Raw genomic sequence first — 20,647 nt, 5'->3', positions numbered from 1 at the left:
CCGGGCCCTCCTGACCCGCCCGCCCTGACCTGGGCTTGTCCCGGGCATGTCCTAGAGTTCCGCACATGAGCGAACTCTTCGGCACACTTTCCGACGGCACCCCGGTACACCGCTGGACCCTGGAGCGGGCCGGCGTACGGGTACGGGTCCTGTCGTACGGCGGGATCGTGCAGTCGGCCGAGGTTCCGGACCGGGACGGGAACACCGCCGACGTGGTGCTGGGGTTCGCCGACCTGGACGGCTACGTGACGCACCCGGAGCCCTACCTCGGCGCGTTGGTCGGGCGGTACGCCAACCGGATCGCGGGCGGGCGTTTCCCGCTGGACGGGCGGACGTACGCGCTGGCGCCCAATGAGGGGCCGAACGTGCTGCACGGCGGCGGGCGCGGCTTCGACAAGCGCGTGTGGGACGTGGAGGCGGTCTCGGAGGGCGTGCGGCTGAGTCGCGTCTCCCCGCACGGCGAGGAGGGCTTCCCGGGACGCCTGGAGCTGTCGGCGACGTACACGCTGGACGGGTCGGGGGCGCTGCGGATCGTGTACGAGGCGGTCACGGACGCGCCGACCGTGCTGAACCCGACCAACCACAGCTACTTCAACCTGAGCGGCTCCGGGCACGCGGGCGGGCACGAACTGCGGCTGGCCGCCTCCCGGGTCACACCGGTCGACGCCGACCTGATTCCGACGGGCGGCCTCGACGACGTGACGGACACGCGCTTCGACTTCCGGCGGGCACGCAAGATCGGCTCGGGCTACGACCACAACTTCGTCCTCGACAAGGGTGTGACCGACGCCGCCGAAGAGGTCGCCGAGCTGTACGACCCGGCGTCGGGGCGGGTGCTCACGGTGGCGACGACCGAGCCGGGCATCCAGCTGTACACCGCCGACCACCTGGGTGAGCCCTTCGCCCCCGGTGACGGCGTCGCGCTGGAGACCCAGCACTTCCCGGACTCCCCGAACCGGCCCGAGTTCCCGAGCACGGTGCTGCGGCCGGGCGAGGTGTTCCGCTCGGAGACGGTGTACGGCTTCTCGGCGCGTCGGGAGGCGTAGCCGCAGGAGGACTGAGCCCCGGCCCGGCCGTCAGGTTCCGGGCCGGGGCTGTTCACGGGGGCGCGCTCGCGGGCGGCCCGGGTCCGACGTTAATCGTCGCGGTGATCCGGCGGCCCGCGATCGGGCGTCCGATCAAAAGTTCGTACGAACCCTTCACAAACACCCACGAGTCGGTCGCCACGCGCCATGGCGCACGCCCCCTCCGTCACGCGATACTGCCGCCGTCCGGCAGCGCACCCCACGGCGACGGAAGGACCTGGACTCCCTTGGCACCCATACGTGTTCGGTTCGGTGTACTCGGAATGGCCCTGGTGGCGGGACTCGCGGCCCCACTCGCCGCCCCCACGACGGCGACGGCGGCGCCCCCGGCGGGCGGCACCGCCCACGCACCGACCGTCGAGGAACGGCGGCTCGACGGGGAGGTGCCCCGGGAGATCCTGCGGCGCTCCGGATTCGCCGCGGTGGCACCGGCGTTCGCCCGGGGGCTCGGGCGGGCGGACTCCTACCGCGAGGCGCGTGCCGTGGTGGCGCGCGAGGGCTCGGCGCTGTGGCGGCGGGCGGTGGACCGGGCGCAGGGGCGCGGGCCGGCCCGGGGGGACCTCAGCCGCGACGACGACCGGCCGCTGTACTGGGCACGGCTCGGGATGACGCGGGAACTGCGCACCTGGGAGCCCGGGTTCGGGCTGGACGAGCGGCAGCGGGCCGCGCTGCTGACGGAACTGGAGCGCACCTCGCGCGGACAGAGCGACCTGCGGCTGCCGCGTGGCGCGCACGGCAAGAGCACCGGCAAGGGCGCGGACAAGGGCATGAAGCGGGTGCTGCTCACCGGCTTCGACCCGTTCACCCTGGACCGGGACATCCGGATCTCCAACCCGTCCGGTGCCGTCGCGCTCGCCCTGGACGGCACGGTGATCGACACTCCGGACGGTCCCGCGCGGGTGGAGACGGCCGTGTTCCCGGTGCGCTGGCGGGACTTCGCCGAGGGGGCGGTGGAGCGGGCGCTGCGGCCGTATCTGCCGCGGGTGGATCTGTTCACCACCGTGAGCCAGGGCCGGGTCGGGCGGTTCGACGTGGAGCGGACCAACGGGGCCTGGCGGGGCGGCTTCCCCGACAACGAGAACGTCTCCCGCACGGAGACCGTCCCGGTGGCCGATCCGGCCTCGCAGCCGCAGTGGACGACGACCACGCTGCCGTACGCGGCGATCACGGCGGCGGACACCGGCCGCTTCCCCGTGTACGACAACACGACGGTGACCGAGATCCCGGCGGGCGGCACGGAGCCGGTCGTACGGCCGGAGGGGCCCACGCCCGGTTCGACGGCGCGGGAGGGCGGCGGCGGGAACACCGATCCGGCGACCGGGGCGGTCACCGACCCGGGGTTCGTGCGCAACCGGCTGGACATCGTGGCGCAGGCGCGGGCGATCGTGGCCGTGGCGGTCAGTGCCGCGGGGCCGGACCGGGGCTGACCGCGGGGTCGGCCGTACCGCCTTCGGACGGGTCGTCGGCGCCGTCGCGGGTCTCCTCGCCCAGCAGTTCGCGGGCGAGGAGCGTGGCGCCGGCGACCGCGCCGGGCATCAGGAACACCGCGACGAAGGGCACCAGGAAGGACACGCCCAGCGGGGTGCCGAAGCCCCAGACCAGCATCTTGCGGGAGCGCAGCAGGGCCAGGCGCTCGCGCAGTTCGACGCCCCGGCGCTGGAGGGCGACGGCGGCCAGCTCCTCGGTGAGGAAGAAGCCGGTGACGAAGAAGCCGATCACCGGAACCACCGTCTGGCCGACGACCGGGATGAAGCCGAGCGCGAAGAGCAGCACGCCCCAGAGCGCGGCGCGGACGACGATCCGCAGACTGTCGCGGCCGGAGATCCACAGCTCGCGCCAGAGCGGCAGGTCGGACTCGGGGGCGGTGCCGTCCGGGGAGACGTCGCGGTCGACCCGCTCGGAGAGGGCCTCGTAGAAGGGCTGGCCGACCAGCAGGGTGACCGCGGTGAAGGTGAGCACGGCCAGCAGCAGGGCGATGGCGAACAGCACGGCGGTGAGGAAGCCGCGGAAGAGCCCGAGCCAGGGGCTCGACCAGTCGTCGGCGAAGGGGGTGACCCAGCCGGCGAAGTCGTCGCCCCACAGCGCGAGCGCGACCAGCACGCCCAGGTACAGGACCAGGGTGATCAGGCCCGGGACGAGTCCGAAGCCGTAGCTCCGCCCGTGCCGGGCCACCCAGCGCTGGCCCTTCAGCAGATGGCCGAACCCCGCCCCAAGATCACGCATGGGCGGAACTCTACCGGTCGGCGCGCCGGCCCGTTCCGGTCAGGCGAGCGTCACGGTGATGTTGCCGCGGGTCGCCTTCGAGTACGGGCAGACCTGGTGGGCCTTCTCCACCAGGGACCGCGCGGTGGCGGCGTCGACGGACGGGATCTCGGCGGAGATCTCGACGATGATCCCGAACCCGTCGTCGTTCTTGCCGATGCCGACCTTCGCGGTGACGGTCGAACCGGATACGTCGGCGCCCTCCTGGCGGGCCACGACGGCGAGCGCGCCCTGGAAGCAGGCGCTGTACCCGGCCGCGAACAGCTGCTCCGGGTTGGTGCCGGCGCCGCTGCCGCCCATCTCCTTGGGCGGGTTCACGACGACGTCGAGCTTGCCGTCGTCGGTGGCGACCCGGCCGTCGCGGCCGTTCTCGGCGGTGGCGACGGCGGTGTAGAGGACTTCGGACTGCTGGATCGGCATAACGGGTGTCTTCCTCCTAGGTCCGCCGCGACTCGCGCCCACGATCACGACGGATTTCGGAAAGACGCTACCGCATGCCGGAAATCCAGTGAAGCCCGCTCTTCCCCCGCCGGGGGTCAGAGCTTGACGATCATCTTTCCGGTGTTGTCGCCGCGCAGGACGCCGAGGAACGCCTCCAGGTTGTTCTCGATGCCCTCGACGACCGTCTCGCGGTACTTCAGCTCGCCGGAGCGGACCCAGGGGCCGACCTCCTCGACGAACCGCGGCTGGAGGTCGTAGTGGTCGCCGACCAGGAAGCCCTCGATGCGGCCCCGGGTCTGGATGAGCCGGGCGAGGTTCTTCGGGCCGGGCGCGGGCTCGGTGTTGTTGTAGACGGAGATCGCGCCGCAGATGGCGATGCGGCCGTTGAGGTTGAGGGAGCCGATGGCGGCCTCCAGGTGGTCGCCGCCGACGTTGTCGAAGTAGACGTCGACGCCGTCCGGGGCGGCGGCGCGCAGCTGCTCGCCCACCGGGCCGTTCTTGTAGTTGAAGGCGGCGTCGAAGCCGTACTCGTCAAGGAGCAGCTTGACCTTCTCGTCCGAGCCGGCCGAGCCGATGACCCGCGAGGCGCCCTTGAGCTTCGCGATCTGCCCGACCTGGCTGCCGACGGCACCCGCGGCGCCGGAGACGAAGACGGAGTCGCCCTCCTTGAAGGAGGCGGTGCGCAGCAGACCGGCGTAGGCGGTGAGCCCCGTCATGCCGAGCACGCCGAGGTACGTCGACAGGGGCGCCGCGTCCGGGTCGACCTTGACGGCGTTCTTGGCGTCCAGGGCGGCGTACTCGCGCCAGCCGAAGAAGTGCAGGACGTGGTCGCCGGCGGCGAAGCCCTCGGCGTTGGAGGCGACGACCTCGCCGACCGCGCCGCCCTGCATGACCTTGCCCAGCTCGTAGGGGGCGGCGTAGGACTTGGCGGCGCTCATGCGGCCGCGCATGTACGGGTCGACGGAGACGTACAGGTTGCGCACCAGGACCTGCCCGTCACACGGGGTGGGAACCTCCGCCTCGACGAGCGCGAAGTCCTCGGGCTTGGGCCAGCCGACCGGGCGGGTGACCAGGTGCCATTCGCGGTTGACGGCGGGGAGGACGGGGGAGTCGGTCATGGGGCACCTTTCCTGGGGCTTGCTCGGAACTTCCTCGGGAGCTGCTCGCCGAGAATGTTTCAGGTTCTGAAACAACCATGCGGCTGAACATTTCACGTTGTCAAACAAATGAGTACCCTGGTGTCCATGGCCACACCACGCGACACGACGCGCCGACCCGACGCCCTCACCCTCGAAGTCGTCGAGCTGATCGGCGAGGTCGTGGCCCGCTTCCACGCGGACTACGAGGAGGCGGCGGCGGAGCGCGCCCTGACCGGGGCGCAGGCCAAGCTGCTCAGCCTGTTGTCGCTGGAGCCGCTGCCGATGCGGAAGCTGGCCCGGAAGCTGAGGTGCGAGCCGTCGAACGTCACGGGGATCGTGGACCGGCTGGAGGCGCGGGGCCTGGTCGAGCGCCGGCCCGACCCCGGCGACCGGCGGGTCAAGGTCGCGGCGGCGACGGAGGAGGGACGCCGGGTGGCCCGGGGGCTGCGGGAGTCGCTCCGGTTCGCCCGGGAGCCGCTGGCGGGGCTGTCGGAGACGGAGCGGGTGGCCCTGCGGGACGCGTTGGCGACGATGCTGCGGGACGACTGAACCGGCGGACGCGGCAGGGGCGGACGCGGCACGGGGCGGCCCACCCCGGGTGTGGCGCCCACGGCGAGTCCCCGGCGACCGCTAGGCGGACGGGCCGTCCGGGGCCGGGGAGAGCACGGCCTCCGTCGCGGGGCCGGAAGGCTCGTGGTGGAGATGCTCCTCTCACGCCAGGGCAGGAGCAGCGCGCTCGCCAGGCACAGCAGGCCGGCGACGAGCAGGGCCCCGCGCACCCCCGCCGCGGCGGCCAGGAATCCTCTACCTGCGTGCCCACGACCGCGGTGAAATCGACCTGGAGCGGATCCCTTCCGCAGTGCTCGCCATGCCATTCGACCTGGTGCGCAACGACCTGCTCATGGACCCCAAGCCTCTCAAGCCCACACGCATCCAGTCGATCATCGACGAGCTCTTCCTACCTCTCGTTCACATGCACAACAGCGGGCCGAGTTCGACGAGAACCACGCGATCCGCCCCGGTCACCGGAGCACCGAGGGGCTTCAAGCGCGGCTGATTCCGAACCCACGTCAGACTCCACGCGTCAACAACGTCATGACCAGCAACAACTAGGGCGCGTAGCGAGTCGTGATCGATGTACGAAAATCGCCCTCGCGGCGGGGCCTGGACCGCTAGACCTTCTGGAGGCCTGATCGCGGAAGCCCAAACGCCACATCAAGGCGGTAATCCAGGAATCAAGGACCTCATACGAGCCACCCCTTGGCCACAACTGATTACGCACCCCAGTCGCCCGCCCCAGCTGTCGAGTCCGGGTCGACGTGGTGCCCCTGTACCAACGCCGTGGACAGGGAGTCGTGCAGAATCCGGTGCATGGGCAGGGTGAGTGCGAACCGGTTCTCGATGACCGTCAGAGACTTGCGGTGGGCAATTTCGCGTCTGTCCTCGTTGTGGATCCCTGCCGCCTCGATGTCAGCTTGGACGAGAGCGGCATCCGGGCCAGTAACCTCGTGGGACCACGTGTGCATGTACATGTGGAAGCCGCATGCGTAATCGCCGTCGCGGCAGAAGGTGAACTCGGGTGGCGGCACCTTCGGGTTCTGGGACTCGTAGTACAGCATGAAGACCTCCTCGCCGCTGTTGCGGGAGAGGTGGTTGCTGTAGCCGGGACCGAGTTCGCCCGGCCAGTCGCCATGGGCAACGGTGAACGCGAGGTCGCCGTGGGTGCCGTAGCGGACGGCAGCCATCTCCCGGCCCTGGGAGTTGATGTACGTCTCAATGCCCTCGGTCGTGTATGCGCCGAGCAGCACCGGAGCAGAGCCTCGTGCGATGCGGTTGACCAGCTCAACGGCCTCGATGCCGCGGGCCAGATGGATGCAGTAGCCGTACCGAGTGGGAGGCTTGTCGGCCAGCCACCTGATTCCGTGTGTGTTCAACTTTGACTCTCTGTCCCTTGTGATTCGGGCCGCGGCCGGCGGATCCAGCGTCGCCGGCCGCAGCCCAATCATGTCAGGGCCGCGTCATCGGATGTCGCACTTGACGACGGTCCCGGTGGCGTCACACTTCTCGAAACCAGTCACCTTCACCCAGTACTTGTCCTTGTCGAGGAGACGGAACTTGCTGGCGAAGCTGGAAATCCGGCTTCCCGCAGTCGTGTTCACCCAGTTGGACATGGCCGAACGGCCGCACACCTCGTTCCAGTCCGGGCCGGATATGCGCTCGTCGTCCCAGAATCGCCAGACACCGTCGGAGTACTTGGTGGCGTACGTCTGCACGCACTCGTCCCCCGAGAGGACCTGATTGGTGCCGTCCATGCGTTCCGGCATGCCGCCGCTCTGGTACGTGGAGGCAAAGGGGAACTCGTCACAGCTCTTCGTATCACCGGCGGAGATCTCGGGGAGCGTCGTCGTGTCCGGATGGCCGTACTCGGCCGCCCAACCGTCCGGACAGACCACCTTACGGTTCAAATCCGGGTCCCGGGACCACTTGTTCCGCTCCCCGTGCACGCCGTCTGTGTAACGGTCCGCCAGGAACTGCAGCGGCTCACCGTTGTGGAGCTTGGTGTTGATCAGCCAAGCGTTGGCTGCGGCTGCCGGGGTCTTGGCGGTGTTGAACGCGTACCCGGGCAGGTAGTCGGGGAAGACGCAGCCGGCGGCGGAGTATACGGTGTCGCAGCGGACCCAGATCGGGGCACCGATCAGGCCCTGACTGTTGTCGGTGGGCATGGCCTCGGGGACGCTCGTGGAGAAGGTCGCGTACGGCGCGAATGCCATCTTCGTCGACCGTTCCGAGTCCCAGGCCTCCGTGCCGGAAACCTGCCGTCCCACTTGACCGTGGTGGTGCCGGTCTCCACGTGCGGGTCGATGTCCCCGCTGCCGTTCCACATCAGGTTGCCGTCCCATGAGTAGTACGGCTTCTCCGAACAACCGGTGGAGCACTGCGGAACGAGTGTCAGTTTGATCGCGCCGGGGATGGCCGGGAAGGGGACCTTCCCCACCTCCACCGGGAGCGGCATGATCCTCGACCACAGCTGCATTTCGTCACCGGTCATGGATGTCTTCATGTGGTAAGCCGTGAAGAACTCCTGGTAGCCGGACGACTCCTGGTTCGTCTGGTCGGTGACCTCGACACTCCAGATGTGATACATGCATGCCGCATCGCGCGTGAAGGCCGAGAGGTACTTGCCGTTGGCCTCGCAGCTGGGGTTCAGCGGCCCCGCGGCTCGCGTAGTACGCTGCGCGGACCGGGCCTGCTCGATCCGCGCCAGGTCAGCATCGGTGACCGGCCGGGAGTCCATGCACAACTGCTTGGTGCTCTCGGCGCCGGCAGGCTGGCAGTGTCGCTCGCTGCCGTCGGTCGCGGCGGACCGTGCCCGGCTCGTCTGCTCTCCGTACGACTCCCAGCCGGGCACCGTCTGCCAGGTGGTGTCGTGCACCGGGTTCGGGGCGTCCTTGTCCGGGGCGGGCAGCTTGATGTCCACGATGCGGTTGCGGATGCGGAACTTCGAGTACGCCGACCATGTGGTCTCGTACAGCCCGGTCTCGTCGTAGCCGGAGGTCGCGAAGGCGTAGGTCTTGCCGGGCACCAGGGCCTTCGCCGGAACGGTGACTTCGGCGGTCCCGCCAGAGGCAACCATGGGCGAGACCAGTACGCCGTAGTCCTCCCCCGGGATCTTGAGCTGGGCCCCCACTGTGCCGTCGGCGTTGACGTTGTGGATCTTGAATGTCAGGTTGGCGTCGTCGCCGTCCGCGTCGGTGACGGTGTTCTTCAGGACGGCCATGGTCCGGTCGACCTGCCACACCTGGTTTGCATCCTGCGTCCACTGCGGACCCGCGGAGAGGTTCTTGCCCGAAACCGGGCGGTTACCGGCTCGGGCGAGCGATTCGGGCCCGGCGGCCGGCGTCGCGGACGGAGGCGTATCTGGGTTCGGTTTAGTCGTCGGGTTGCCGTCGGCCGCGGAAGCCACTCCCGGGCTCAAGAGCAGAGCGCCGACGGCTATGACCGAGGCTAAGCGGCGACGAGCCACCGAGGGTCTCCTGGTTCCATGACGAGACACGCGCATGTCGTCCTCCCATGCCGCCACCTTCGACACAAGTCCTAAGGCGCACAGCGTTGTTGGTCGTCGGTTGTGTCGCCGAACTGTCTATGCGACCCAAGGAAACCGAACAAGAGTTCCAACTAGGAAGATTGTTTCAATCTGCACGTATCAGACGTGACACCGATCACGGTTGCGCGAGGCGAGGTGATGTTCCTGTGGCAGTCCTGTGAACAGGTGTGCTCGACGGCGCCACCGGACAGCTTGCCCGGCTGCTCCGGACCGACGCCGACGCGTCGGAACAAGTTGCGGGGTGCGGGCAGCACCGCCGACGGGGAACGCGAAGCCCTTACGTGCACCACCACAGGAAGCGGTCGCAGGTTTCCGTGGGGGTCGGGTCCGGCTGTTCCGGCGGTGTGGGGGTCGCCGACGGGGGTGGGTCGTCGTGCGACTCCGGGGACGACGGGTCCGGGTTCGCGGGCGGGGTGGTGCTCGGGACCGGCGCCCCGGACGCGCCGGGACCGCCGGACGCGGTCGGCGTCTGCGACTCCTCCGCCTCCGGGGACTGCGACGCGGACGCCGACACCGTTGTCGACGCGGACGCGCTCGTGGACGGCGGGGCCGAGGCCGGGGTCGTCCCCGAGGGGGCGTCGGCCGGGATCGCCGACGCCTCCCCCACCTCGCGGGTCGCCTCACCGTCCGTCGTCTCGCCGCCCGCGGCGGCCGGCTTCTCCGGGGAGTGCGGGGCGTCCATGCCGAGTTCGGCGAGGCTCAGTCCCCCGGCGGCCAGGACGAAGCCCCCGACGAGGAGCAGGGTCCGGCGGCGGCGCCTGCGGTGGGCGGCGGCCTTGCGGTCGCGGCGGCTGGAGCGGGCGCCGGGAGCGGCTTCGCCGGGGTCCTCGCCGGGGTCCTCGTCGGAGTCGTCCCGCAGGTCGCCCCGGGTTGGTGTCCCGGCGACCGCCGCCACCTCGCGGTCCTCGCCCACCGCCGTCGGCGCGGTCTCCTCACCCGCCGTCAGGTAGGCGTCCGACGCGTGCAGTTCGTGGGCGGGCGTGCCGCAGCCCGGGCAGGCGAGGGCGCCGTTGAGGTGCCGTCGGCACGGGTGGCAGTAGTCCATGACGCGGGAAGGTTAAGTTCCGGAAGGGGCGCGTTCCTAGAGGCCACTGTGAAGGTTGTGTGGGAAAGCGTTCGGCGGCACTTCCTCCCCCTCCCTCGAAACTGCCGAAACCGTTATGTGTCCGACCCATTGACACTCCCAGCACCCCGTCCTTACTGTCACGCCAGCATTTCGAACGAGTGACGAAATACCGAACAGAGCGAAGGGCAGCCGCCGTGCGCATCACCGGAATCAGCACACACGTGGTCGGGACGCCGTGGCGCAACCTGACCTACGTACAGGTGCACACCGACGAGGGCATCACCGGAGTCGGCGAGACCCGGATGCTGGGGCACACCGACGCGCTCCTCGGCTATCTGAAGGAGGCCGAGGCCAACCACATTCTCGGTTCCGACCCGTTCGCTGTCGAGGACCTGGTGCGCCGCATGAAGTACGGCGACTACGGCCGCGCGGGCGAGATCGTGATGTCGGGCATCGCCGTCGTCGAGATGGCGTGCTGGGACATCAAGGGCAAGGCCCTCGGCGTCCCGGTCTGGCAGCTGCTGGGCGGGAAGGTCACCGACAAGGTCAAGGCGTACGCCAACGGGTGGTACACGACCGAGCGGACGCCGGAGGCGTACCACAAGGCCGCGCAGGGGGTCATGGAACGCGGGTACCGGGCGCTGAAGATCGACCCGTTCGGCACCGGGCACTTCGAGCTGGACCAGCAGCAGACGAACTACGCGGTGTCGCTGATCGAGGCCGTGCGGGACGCCATCGGCCCCGACGCCGAGCTGATGCTGGAGATGCACGGCCGGTTCTCGCCCTCCACCGCCGTCCGGCTCGCGCGCGAACTCGCGCCGTTCAAGCCGGCCTGGCTGGAGGAGCCGGTCCCGCCGGAGAACCTCAGGGCGTTGAAGAAGGTCGCCGAGAAGGTCGACATCCCGGTCGCCACCGGCGAGCGCATCCACGACCGGATCGAGTTCCGCGAGCTGTTCGAGGACCAGTCGGTGGACGTCATCCAGCCCGACGTCGGCCACATCGGCGGCATCTGGGAGACGCGGAAACTGGCCGCGACCGCCGAGACGCACTACACGCTTCTCGCCCCGCACAACGTGGGCGGTTCCGTGCTCACCGCGGCCAGCCTCCAGGTCGGGTTCACCTCCCCGAACTTCAAGATCCTTGAGCACTTCAACGACTTCGCGGACGCGGAGATCAAGAAGGTCGTGAAGGGTGCGCCGCAGGTGGACCCGGAGGACGGGTGCTTCCACCTCTCCGACGCGCCCGGCCTCGGGGTCGAGCTGGACACCGACGCGGCGGCCGAGTTCCCGCAGCAGCAGGCGCGGTTCGACCTGTGGGCCGAGGGCTGGGAGCAGCGCAACCCCAAGGGGACCGGGGCATGAGCGAGGCGGTCGTCGTCGAGGAGCCGGGCCGGCACCGGCTCGTACCGCACGAGCCGCGTGAACCGGGGCCCGGCGAGGCGCTGGTGCGGGTGCACGCCGCGGGGATCTGCGGCAGCGACCGCGAGGTCTACCAGGGCAACCGGCCCGAGGGGTACGTGCGTTACCCGCTCACCCCCGGACACGAGTGGTCCGGGACGGTGGAGCGGCTCGGTGCCGGGGTGCCGGACGCGCTCGTCGGCCGGAAGGTCGTGGGCGAGGGCTTCCGCAACTGCCAGGTGTGCGACCGCTGTCACGCGGGCGAGACGACGCTGTGCACGGCCGGGTACGAGGAGACCGGGTTCACCCAGCCGGGCGCCATGGCCCCGACGCTGACCCTGCCGGCCCGGCTGCTGCACGTGCTGCCCGACGACGCCGACCTCACCGGAGCGGCGCTGCTGGAGCCGGCGGCCTGCATCGCCGCCGCCGCGCTGAAGGCGAACGCCCGGCCCGGTGAGCGGGTCGCCGTCGTCGGCACGGGCACGCTCGGCATGTTCGCCGTGCAGTTCCTGCGCGCCGCGTCCCCGGCCGAGCTGCTGGTGGTCGGGACGCGCGGGGACCGGGAGGCGCTGTCGCGGCGGTTCGGCGCGACCGGCTTCCGCACCAAGGACCGGCCGCTCCCGGACGACTTCGACGTCGTGATCGAGACCGCCGGGTCCGCGGACGCCGCCCGCACGGCCGCCGCGCTGCTGCGCCGGGGCGGGCGGCTGGTGCTGACCGGCATCCCGGCCCCGGGCGCCGACGGCCTCGACCCGACCGACCTGGTCGTACGGCAGCTGGAGGTGCACACCGTCTTCGGGGCGCCGCCGGACGCCTGGGCGCACACCGTGCGGGTCTTCGCGGCCGGTCTGCTGGATCCGCGGCCGCTGGTGACGCACGAACTGCCGCTCTCGGAGTTCTCCGAGGCCATCGAGCTCGTGGGCTCCGGCGACCCGAAGGTCGGAAAGGTGCTGCTGCGCCCGGACGCCCTCCCCTGAGCCGTACGCCGGCGCGGGGGCGACCTGACGGCCTCCGCACCGGCGTACACCCACCGCACCGGACGTCTCGCACCCGGGCCGCCGCCCCGGAGCCCCTCGCATCCGCAGCCGCTCGCACCCCGAGGCGCGAACTTCGTCCGACATATCGAACACTAAGGACAGCTTGTGACCGACCCTTCCGCCACGGCCGCCGCACGCAGGCCCGGTGAGCAGACCCTCACCGCCCTCGGCCTGGCCGCGCCCGACCCCGACCCCGCCGACGCCTCGCCGCACTCCTTCCCGGGCGGCGGCCGCTGGCGCACCGAGATTCCCTCCTGCGAGGGGCCGGAGGCGCTGGGGGTGGTGCTCAAGGAGTCCTCGCGACTGGACGTGCCGATCCACCGGATCAGCCAGGGCAGCGGCGTGTGGATGCTCACCGACGCCGAGATCACCGAGATGGTCGAGGCCACCGCCGAACGCGACATAGAGCTCTGCCTGTTCACCGGTCCGCGCGGCACCTGGGACATCGGCGGCTCCACCCGGACCGACTCGGGCGGCGCGGGCCTGCGGGCACGCGGCCACGCCGCGGTCGCCGGGTGCGTCGAAGACGCCGTACGCGCGAGCGAGTTGGGCGTCAAGTGTCTGCTCGTCGCCGACGAGGGCGTGCTGTGGACGCTGCACCGGGCCCGCAGCTCCGGCATCCTCCCCGCCGACACCACGCTCAAGCTCTCGGCCCTCGTGGGACCGGTCAACCCGGCCTCGTACGCGGTCTACGAGCGGCTCGGCGCCGACTCCATCAACGTCCCCAGTGACCTGACGCCTGATCACCTGACCGAAATACGGCGGGTTTCGGCCGCGCCGATGGACATGTACATCGAGGCTCCCGACGACCTCGGCGGCTATGTGCGCATGTACGAGGTCGCCGAGCTGATCCGGCGCGGTGCCCCGCTGTACCTGAAGTTCGGCCTGTCCAAGGCGCCCGGGATCTATCCGTACGGGCACCACCTGCGGGAACTGACACTGGCCACCGCCAAGGAGCGGGTGCGGCGCGGCAGGCTCGCCCTCGACCTGCTCGCCCGGCACGGCGCGGACGGGGACATGGCACCGCTCGGCACCCGCCTGCCCGGGGCGCTCAACCGGTTCGAGATCTCGTCATAACGTTCCGGAAACTCCCTTCTCAAAAGACGACACGACCGCGCACAATCCCACACACCTGCCTCGCCGACCCAGCCCTCACATCAAGGATGATGACCATGCGCAACCGCAGAGCCGCACTCGCCGCGATAGCCTCCGCCGCCTCGCTCGCCCTCACGCTGACCGCCTGCGGCCAGAACAGCGAGGGCGGCAGCGAGGAGGACAAGGGGGGCAGCGACGGCGCCACCGTCGGCATCGCGATGCCGACCAAGTCCTCCGAGCGCTGGATCTCCGACGGCGCCAACGTCGTCAAGGAGCTGGAGGGCAAGGGCTACAAGACCAAGCTCGTCTACGGCGAGGACGACCCGGACCAGCAGGTCTCGCAGATCGAGAACATGATCACGCAGGGCGTGGACGCCCTGATCGTCGCCGCGATCGACAACAAGTCCCTCGGCAACGTCATGCAGCAGGCCAAGGAGGCCGACATCCCGGTCATCTCCTACGACCGGCTGATCCTCGGCACGGAGAACGTCGACTACTACGCGTCGTTCGACAACGAGAAGGTCGGCGAGCTGCAGGGCGGCTACATCGTCGACAAGCTCGGCCTGAAGGCGGGCAAGAAGGGCCCGTTCAACATCGAGCTGTTCGCCGGCTCCAACGACGACAACAACACCAAGTACTTCTTCCAGGGCGCGATGAACGTCCTGAAGCCCTACATGGACAAGGGCCAGCTCGTCGTCCGCTCCAAGCAGACCGCCCTCAACCAGGTCACCACCCTGCGCTGGGACGGCGGCACCGCGCAGAAGCGCATGGACGACCTGCTCACCTCGAGCTACCGCAGCGCCCGGGTCGACGCGGTGCTCTCGCCGTACGACGGCATCTCCATCGGCATCCTGTCCGCCCTGAAGTCGGACGGCTACGGCTCCGGCAGCAAGGCCATGCCGGTCGTCACCGGCCAGGACGCCGAGATCGCCTCGGTGAAGTCGATCATCGCGGGCCAGCAGACCCAGACCGTCTACAAGGACCTGCGCCAGCTCGCCAAGGTCGCCTCGAACATGGTCGACGCGGTCCTGAACGACAAGAAGCCCGAGGTCAACGACACCAAGTCGTACGACAACGGCGCCAAGGTCGTCCCCGCCTACCTGCTGCAGCCGGTCAGCGTCGACAAGTCCAACTACAAGAAGGTCCTGGTCGACGGCGGCTACTACACCGAGGACCAGCTCAACTGACCGGGCTCCATCAAGGATTGGAAGGCACGACCATGGCGGGACCCGTCCTGGAAATGCGCTCGATCGTCAAGACCTTTCCCGGTGTCAAAGCGCTGTCGGACGTCACGCTGACCGTTCGCCAGGGCGAGGTCCACGCCATCTGCGGGGAGAACGGCGCCGGCAAGTCGACCCTGATGAAGGTGCTCTCCGGAGTCCATCCGCACGGCAGTTACGAGGGGGACGTCCTCTTCGAGGGCGAGACCTGCCGGTTCAAGGACATCCGGGCGAGCGAACAGCACGGCATCGTGATCATCCACCAGGAGCTGGCGCTGGTGCCGTATCTGTCCATCGCGGAGAACATCTTCCTCGGCAACGAGCACGCCAAGCGCGGACTGATCAACTGGAACGACACCCTCAAGCACGCCACCGAACTGCTGCGCAGGGTCGGTCTCGACGAGCACCCCGAGACCCGCGTGGCCGACATCGGCGTGGGCAAGCAGCAGCTGGTGGAGATCGCCAAGGCGCTCTCGAAGAAGGTGAAGCTGCTCATCCTCGACGAGCCGACGGCGGCGCTCAACGACGAGGACAGCGGCAAACTCCTCGACCTGATCCTTCAGTTGAAGGAACAGGGCATCACCTCGATCATCATCTCGCACAAGCTGAACGAGATCCGCCGGGTCGCCGACTCGGTCACCATCATCCGCGACGGGCGCTCCATCGAGACGCTCGACGTGAAGGCGGCGGAGACGACCGAGGACCGGATCATCAGCGGCATGGTCGGCCGCGACCTGGAGAACCGCTTCCCGGACCGCACCCCGCACCAGCCCGAGAAGGGCGCGGCCCCGGCCCTGGAGATCCGCAACTGGACCGTGCACCACCCCATCGACCAGCAGCGCAAGGTCGTCGACGACGTCTCGATCGAGGTGCGGCGCGGCGAGATCGTGGGCATCGCCGGGCTCATGGGCGCCGGCCGCACCGAACTGGCGATGAGCGTCTTCGGCCGCACCTACGGCCGGCACGCGGGCGGCACGGTCCTCAGGGACGGCACGGAGATCCGCACGAAGACCGTCCCGGAGGCGGTCGGGCACGGGATCGCGTACGTCACCGAGGACCGCAAGCACTACGGCCTCAACCTCATCGACACCATCAACCGGAACATCTCGCTGACCGCGCTGGGCAAGGTCTCCAAGCGGGGTGTCGTCGACGAGCACGGCGAGCGGCAGGTCGCCGAGGACTACCGCAAGTCCATGAACATCAAGGCGCCTACCGTCTTCGAGCCGGTCGGCAAGCTGTCGGGCGGCAACCAGCAGAAGGTCGTCCTCAGCAAGTGGATCTTCGCGGGTCCCGAGGTGCTGATCCTGGACGAGCCCACGCGCGGCATCGACGTGGGCGCCAAGTACGAGATCTACACGGTCATCGACCGCCTGGCGGCCGAGGGCAAGGCGGTCGTGTTCATCTCCTCCGAGCTGCCGGAGCTGCTCGGCATGTGCGACCGCATCTACACGATGGCGGCGGGACGGCTCACGGGTGAGTTCTCGCGGGCCGAGGCCTCGCAGGAAGCGCTGATGCGGCAGATGACGAAGGACAAGAAGGACAAAGAGGTAAGCCGATGAGCACGGACGTGACCGCCAAGACCCCGGCACCGGCACCGCCCGGCAGAGAGGGTCCGGCCTCCGGCGGCGGCCTGCTGCAGCTGATGCTCGACGGCATGCGCCGCAACATGCGCCAGTACGGCATGCTGATGGCCCTCGGCCTGATCGTGGTGCTGTTCGCGGTGTGGTCCGACGGCGACCTGCTGCTGCCGCGCAACGTCTCCAACCTGGTGCTGCAGAACAGCTACATCCTGATCCTCGCGATCGGCATGATGCTCGTCATCATCGCGGGCCACATCGACCTGTCGGTGGGCTCACTGACCGCGTTCGTGGGCGCGACGGCCGCCGTCCTGATGGTCAGGAACGACATGCCCTGGCCCGTGGCGGTGATCCTGTGCCTGGCCATCGGCGCCGCCGCCGGCTCCGTGCAGGGGTTCTTCATCGCCTATCTCGGCATACCGTCGTTCATCGTGACCCTCGCGGGCATGCTGCTCTTCCGCGGTCTGACGGAGATCTTCCTCAAGGGCCAGACCCTCGGCCCGTTCCCGAAGGACCTGCAGAAGATCGCCAACGGCTTCCTGCCCGAGGTCGGTCCGAACACCAACTACCACAATCTCACCCTGCTGCTGGGCTTCGCCCTGATCGCCTTCGTGGTGTACCAGGAGGTCCGCGACCGCAAGCGGCAGCAGGAGTTCTCCCTCGACGTGCCGCCGGTCAAGCTGTTCCTGCTCAAGCTGGTCGCGCTGATCGCCGCCGTCCTCGTCGTCACGCTGCTGCTGGCCAGCTACAAGGGCGCCCCGATCGTGCTGCTCATCCTGGGCGTGCTGGTCGTCGGCTTCGGCTACCTGATGCGCAACGCGATCATCGGCCGCCACATCTACGCCATCGGCGGCAACCTGCCCGCGGCCAAGCTGTCGGGCGTGAGGGACAAGAAGGTCACCTTCCTGGTCTTCCTGAACATGGGCATGCTCGCGGCCCTGGCGGGTCTGGTCTTCGCCGCCCGCTTCAACGCGGCCTCGCCCAAGGCGGGCCTCAACTTCGAGCTGGAGGCCATCGCCGCCTCCTTCATCGGCGGCGCGTCGATGAGCGGCGGCGTCGGCACGGTCCTCGGCGCGATCATCGGTGGCCTGGTCCTCGGCGTGCTGAACAACGGCATGAACCTCGTCGGCATCGGCACCGACTGGCAGCAGGTCATCAAGGGCGCGGTACTGCTGGCGGCGGTCGGGTTCGACGTGTGGAACAAGCGCAGGGTCGGTTCGTAACGCACCTCGGGCCCCGCCACTGACGGCGGGGCCCGCTTCTTTCCACGGAAGTACAGGAGCCGCACATGGAACTGAGCAGACGAACGCTCATCGCGTCGGCGGCAGCGGCCGGCGTGGCAGCCACCGCGGTCGGCGGCACGGCGCACGCGTCGGGAGGCGGGAAACCGGTGAAGGAACTCTTCGGCAGGCTGGCCGACGGTACGAAGGTGTACCGCTGGTCGCTGGAGAACGGCGGCACGCGGATGAAGGTGCTGTCGTACGGCGGTGTCGTGCAGTGCCTGGAGATCCCGGACCGCCGCGGCCGCTACGCGAACGTCTCGCTGGGCTTCGACAACCTCGACGACTACGTCGCCCTCAGCCCGCACTTCGGCGCCCTGATCGGACGGTACGGCAACCGCATCGCCCAGGGCCGCTTCACCCTGGACGGCAAGGAGTACCAGCTCTCCGTCAACGACGGCGAGAACTCCCTGCACGGCGGCGCCCTCGGCTTCGACTACCGGGTGTGGGACGTCGAGCCGTTCACCCGGGGCTCCGACACCGGCCTGGTGCTCCACTACACCAGCGTCGACGGCGAGATGGGCTACCCGGGCACGCTGAGGGCGAAGGTGACGTACACCCTCACCCGGCGCGGCGACTGGCGCATCGACTACGAGGCCACCACCGACAAGGCCACCGTCGTCAACCTCACCAGCCACGTCTACTGGAACCTGGCCGGCGAGGGCAGCGGCACGGTCGAGGACCACGAGCTGTCGATCGCCGCCTCCCGCTTCACCCCCACCGACGCGGGTCTGATCCCCACCGGCGAGCTGGCGCGGGTGTCCGGCACACCCTTCGACTTCCGCCGGGGCAAGCCGGTCGGCCGGGACATCCGGGACGCCCACCCGCAGCTGGTCGCCGCCAAGGGCTTCGACCACAACTGGGTCCTCGACAAGGGCGTCACCGACCGCCCCGAGCACATCGCCACCCTGCGCGAGAACGCCTCGGGCCGCACCCTGCGCATCGCCACCGACCAGCCGGGACTGCAGTTCTACTCGGGCAACTTCCTCGACGGCACCCTGACCGGCACCGGCGGCTCCCTCTACCGCCAGGGCGACGCGCTGTGCCTGGAGACCCAGCACTTCCCGGACTCGCCGAACCACCCCTCGTTCCCGTCGACCGTGCTGCGGCCCGGCGAGACGTACCGGACGTCGACGGTGCACTCGTTCGACGCCTGAGGACGGCCACGGGTCGGCGCGGGCACACTTTCTTCACACGCGTTGAACGGTGCCCCGCCCGCCTCCGTATACAAGGGCGGCCCGTGTCCCCCGCACGGGCCGCCCACTTACGGAGGTCCACTTGTCCGGCAACGTCACCTCGTTGTTCCGCAGCACCGCGGCGCACAGCCCCTCGATGGCGGCGCTGACGCGGGAGAGCGGCGAGGCGGCGGGCGCCGGCCCGGTGGACTTCTGCATCCCCTGCAACCCGTACTTCCCCACTCCGGCGATGTTCGACGAGATGGCCGGCCGGCTGCGCGACATCATCACGTACTACCCGAGCAGCGCCGACACCATCACCGCCGAACTGTGCAGCCTGCTCCAACTCCCCCCGCAGTGCGTGGCGATGGGCAACGGCTCCACGGAGCTGATCACCTGGATCGACCACCTGCTGGTCCGGGAGTCCCTCGCCGTCCCCGTCCCCACCTTCGGCCGCTGGACCGACCAGCCCATGGAGACCGGCAAGCGGGTCGACATGTTCCCGCTCCAGGAGGCCGGCGGCTTCGCCCTCGACCTCGCCCGGTACGGCGAGTTCATCCGGGCCAGGGGCACCCGGGCCGTGGTGATCTGCAACCCCAACAACCCCGACGGCGGCTACCTGCACAAGCAGGCGCTGGTGCAGTTCATGGACGCGATGGCCGACCGGGACCTCGTCGTGATCGACGAGTCCTTCCTGGAGTTCGCCGACGCGGAGGCCGAACCCAGCGTGGTCCAGGAGGCGATGCTGCGCCCCAACGTCGTCGTCCTGCGCAGCCTCGGCAAGAACTTCGGGCTGCACGGCATCCGCTTCGGCTACCTCGTCGCCAACCCGGCGCTCGCGGGCCGGGTGCGGACCATGCTCCCCAAGTGGAACCTCAACTCCTTCGCGGAGCATGTGGTGTTCATGCTGCGCGACCACGGACCCGAGTACGCGCGGAGTCTGCACCAGGTGCGGCGCGACCGCCTGGAGATGGCCGCGCAGCTGTCCGCGCTGCCCGGCCTGACCGTCTACCCCTCCCAGGGCAACTTCCTCTTCGTCCGCCTCCCCGTGGGCGCGGAGGGCACCGCCGTGCGGGACCGCATGCTCACCGAGCACCGGGTCCTGGTCCGTGAGTGCGGCAACAAGATCGGTTCGTCCAGCCGCTTCCTGCGTCTCGTGGTGCGCCCCCAGGTGGACGTGCGTCGCCTGGTGTCCGGCCTGGAACAGGTGCTCTACGGGTCCAGGAGGGGAGCCGCCGTGCCCGGGCCGGCCACAGGGACCGGCTACAGCTCGGGCACGGCGGCGGTGGATCGCCTGATGAGCCAGACCAACGGCTCCGGCATGCGGGCGATCACCGCTCGGACCGCCGGTGCCGGTGCCCCGGGGCTCGCCGCCGCTCCGGCCCCTGCCGCGGGCACCGGCACCGGCATGCCGCCCGCCGCGGTGCCCGTCGCTCCGGCGGCGGCCACCGTGCCTCCACCGGCGCCGGTCCCCCAGCCGGCGCCGTACCCCGGACCGGTGCCGGTCCCCCACCCGGCACCGGTCCCGCAACAGCCCGTGCCCGCCCCGGTTCCGCAGCCCATGCCCGCCCCGGTTCCGCAGCCCATGCCCGCGCCGGTGCCCGCGCCCGCCCCGGCCGCTTCGTATCCGGCGCCCTTCGGCCCGACCCCGCCCGGTGTCCCGGCCCGCGGGGGTCTCACGGCCGCCCAGGTCAGAGGCACCGACGGCCTGGAGTCGGTCCCGGCGACGGGATGGCCGAACGCGGCGGGGATGGGCCAGGCGGGCTGA

At 69.9% G+C, this 20,647-nt stretch carries 18 protein-coding genes and 1 pseudogene; 12 read left to right on the top strand and 7 right to left on the bottom strand.

What is annotated here, in order from left to right:
- Positions 1-65: 65 nt before the first annotated feature.
- Positions 66-1,046, top strand: coding sequence for an aldose epimerase family protein (locus ABS735_RS05745; RefSeq protein ID WP_373901748.1), 981 nt, complete (start codon positions 66-68; stop codon positions 1,044-1,046).
- Between the two features lie 266 nt (positions 1,047-1,312).
- Entirely contained in the window at positions 1,313-2,512 is a 1,200-nt protein-coding gene (locus ABS735_RS05740; protein ID WP_373901747.1) for a pyroglutamyl peptidase, read from the top strand.
- Here the strand turns inward: ABS735_RS05740 and ABS735_RS05735 are convergent.
- The 3 genes from ABS735_RS05735 to ABS735_RS05725 all read right to left on the bottom strand — a co-directional run bounded on the left by ABS735_RS05735 (position 2,484) and on the right by ABS735_RS05725 (position 4,906).
- Positions 2,484-3,308, bottom strand: a complete 825-nt coding sequence (locus ABS735_RS05735) for an EI24 domain-containing protein (RefSeq protein WP_373901746.1) — start codon at positions 3,306-3,308, stop codon at positions 2,484-2,486. The genes ABS735_RS05740 and ABS735_RS05735 overlap by 29 nt on opposite strands.
- Before the next feature lie 39 nt (positions 3,309-3,347).
- A complete protein-coding gene (locus ABS735_RS05730; RefSeq protein ID WP_061444963.1) occupies positions 3,348-3,767 on the bottom strand; it encodes an organic hydroperoxide resistance protein in 420 nt (139 codons plus the stop codon).
- 116 nt (positions 3,768-3,883) lie between these two features.
- Positions 3,884-4,906: an NADP-dependent oxidoreductase gene (locus tag ABS735_RS05725; protein WP_373901745.1), complete on the bottom strand. Its 1,023-nt coding sequence runs from the start codon at positions 4,904-4,906 to the stop codon at positions 3,884-3,886.
- Positions 4,907-5,032: 126 nt separating this feature from the next.
- Between ABS735_RS05725 and ABS735_RS05720 the strand changes: the two genes are divergently transcribed.
- Positions 5,033-5,476 (top strand): MarR family winged helix-turn-helix transcriptional regulator, encoded by a 444-nt coding sequence (locus ABS735_RS05720; RefSeq protein WP_373901744.1) that lies wholly within the window; start codon positions 5,033-5,035, stop codon positions 5,474-5,476.
- 232 nt (positions 5,477-5,708) lie between these two features.
- Positions 5,709-5,984: pseudogene (locus tag ABS735_RS05715) on the top strand (TetR family transcriptional regulator C-terminal domain-containing protein); the annotation flags it as partial.
- A 217-nt stretch (positions 5,985-6,201) separates the two neighbouring features.
- Here ABS735_RS05715 and ABS735_RS05710 read toward each other — a convergent pair.
- The 4 genes from ABS735_RS05710 to ABS735_RS05695 all read right to left on the bottom strand — a co-directional run bounded on the left by ABS735_RS05710 (position 6,202) and on the right by ABS735_RS05695 (position 10,077).
- Positions 6,202-6,861, bottom strand: a complete 660-nt coding sequence (locus ABS735_RS05710; RefSeq protein ID WP_373901743.1) for a hypothetical protein — start codon at positions 6,859-6,861, stop codon at positions 6,202-6,204.
- A gap of 84 nt (positions 6,862-6,945) precedes the next feature.
- On the bottom strand, positions 6,946-7,698 hold the full coding sequence (locus ABS735_RS05705) for a hypothetical protein (RefSeq protein ID WP_373901742.1): 753 nt from the start codon (positions 7,696-7,698) through the stop codon (positions 6,946-6,948).
- Positions 7,623-8,726 (bottom strand): hypothetical protein, encoded by a 1,104-nt coding sequence (locus ABS735_RS05700; RefSeq protein ID WP_373901741.1) that lies wholly within the window; start codon positions 8,724-8,726, stop codon positions 7,623-7,625. Before ABS735_RS05700 ends, ABS735_RS05705 begins: the two co-directional genes overlap by 76 nt.
- Before the next feature lie 583 nt (positions 8,727-9,309).
- Entirely contained in the window at positions 9,310-10,077 is a 768-nt protein-coding gene (locus ABS735_RS05695) for an SCO2400 family protein (protein WP_373901740.1), read from the bottom strand.
- Between the two features lie 215 nt (positions 10,078-10,292).
- Here ABS735_RS05695 and ABS735_RS05690 point away from each other — a divergent pair, with 215 nt between their 5' ends.
- From ABS735_RS05690 to ABS735_RS05655, 8 genes are all read left to right on the top strand, one after another.
- Positions 10,293-11,459, top strand: a complete 1,167-nt coding sequence (locus ABS735_RS05690; protein WP_373901739.1) for a mandelate racemase/muconate lactonizing enzyme family protein — start codon at positions 10,293-10,295, stop codon at positions 11,457-11,459.
- On the top strand, positions 11,456-12,472 hold the full coding sequence (locus ABS735_RS05685) for a zinc-dependent alcohol dehydrogenase (RefSeq protein ID WP_373901738.1): 1,017 nt from the start codon (positions 11,456-11,458) through the stop codon (positions 12,470-12,472). Before ABS735_RS05690 ends, ABS735_RS05685 begins: the two co-directional genes overlap by 4 nt.
- Positions 12,473-12,637: 165 nt before the next feature.
- A complete protein-coding gene (locus ABS735_RS05680; RefSeq protein WP_373901737.1) occupies positions 12,638-13,609 on the top strand; it encodes a hypothetical protein in 972 nt (323 codons plus the stop codon).
- Positions 13,610-13,704: 95 nt separating this feature from the next.
- Positions 13,705-14,814 carry a multiple monosaccharide ABC transporter substrate-binding protein gene (gene chvE / locus ABS735_RS05675; protein WP_373901736.1) on the top strand — a complete coding sequence of 370 codons (1,110 nt, stop codon included), beginning with the start codon at positions 13,705-13,707 and terminating at the stop codon, positions 14,812-14,814.
- Between the two features lie 32 nt (positions 14,815-14,846).
- Complete coding sequence (mmsA, locus tag ABS735_RS05670; protein WP_373901735.1) at positions 14,847-16,406, top strand: multiple monosaccharide ABC transporter ATP-binding protein; 1,560 nt, start codon at positions 14,847-14,849, stop codon at positions 16,404-16,406.
- The gene (gene mmsB, locus ABS735_RS05665; RefSeq protein WP_373901734.1) at positions 16,403-17,647 is read left to right on the top strand and encodes a multiple monosaccharide ABC transporter permease; all 1,245 of its coding nucleotides are present in this window, start codon (positions 16,403-16,405) and stop codon (positions 17,645-17,647) included. The genes mmsA and mmsB overlap by 4 nt, the downstream gene beginning before the upstream one ends.
- Positions 17,648-17,712: 65 nt before the next feature.
- Positions 17,713-18,861, top strand: coding sequence for an aldose epimerase family protein (locus ABS735_RS05660; protein WP_373901733.1), 1,149 nt, complete (start codon positions 17,713-17,715; stop codon positions 18,859-18,861).
- Positions 18,862-18,982: 121 nt separating this feature from the next.
- The gene (locus tag ABS735_RS05655; RefSeq protein WP_373901732.1) at positions 18,983-20,647 is read left to right on the top strand and encodes a pyridoxal phosphate-dependent aminotransferase; all 1,665 of its coding nucleotides are present in this window, start codon (positions 18,983-18,985) and stop codon (positions 20,645-20,647) included.

Origin of the sequence: Streptomyces sp. MMCC 100, assembly GCF_041538145.2 — a bacterium.
In the GTDB taxonomy this organism is placed as follows: Bacteria; Actinomycetota; Actinomycetes; order Streptomycetales; family Streptomycetaceae; genus Streptomyces.
Note: the sequence above shows the minus strand (reverse complement) of the source record. Positions and strands in the feature narration are given on the sequence as shown.